The 572-nt window shown below is 63.5% G+C and carries 1 protein-coding gene; it reads right to left on the bottom strand.

The window, feature by feature from the left end; genetic code table 11:
- Positions 1-572, bottom strand: a 572-nt coding sequence (locus tag NCT04_RS34275; RefSeq protein ID WP_250470280.1) for an AMP-binding enzyme, incomplete at both ends; no start/stop codon positions are given.

Below are 572 nucleotides of genomic sequence, written 5' to 3'. Positions count from 1 at the left end.
TCGTGGTCTTCGTCCTGCACCGACGGCACCGGCAGCGCCTTGCGGTCCACCTTGCCGTTCGCGTTCAGCGGCATCACATCCAGCACCACGATGCGCCACGGCACCATGTAATCCGGTACGCCCTGCGCAAGGCTCGTCTTCAACTGCTGCGCGTCCAGCGATGGCTCGCCTGTCACGTAGGCGATCAGCCTTGCGTCGCGGGCGATCACGGTTGATTCACGCACACCTTCCATCTGCGCCAGCCTCGATTCGATCTCGCCCAACTCGATCCGGAAGCCGCGAATCTTGACCTGATGATCGAGACGTCCCAGATAGTCGAGCACACCGTCGCTGCGCCACCGCACCAGATCGCCCGTGCGGTAGAGGCGTGCGCCTGTGTGTCGTGCAAACGGGTCTGCCACGAAGCGCTCTGCGGTTAATCCCGGACGGTTGAGATATCCGCGTGCCAGATTGACTCCGCCCAGATACAACTCACCCGCTACGCCACGCGGCACTGGTTGCATACGCTCATCGAGTACCCACGTCTGTGTCGCTGCAATCGGCGCGCCGATCGGCACCGGCCGGTGCTCTTC

Source organism: Caballeronia sp. GAFFF2 (assembly GCF_023631485.1).
In the GTDB taxonomy this organism is placed as follows: Bacteria; Pseudomonadota; Gammaproteobacteria; order Burkholderiales; family Burkholderiaceae; genus Caballeronia.
The sequence above is the reverse complement of the archived record's forward strand: the minus strand, read 5'-3'. Positions and strand labels throughout refer to the sequence as shown.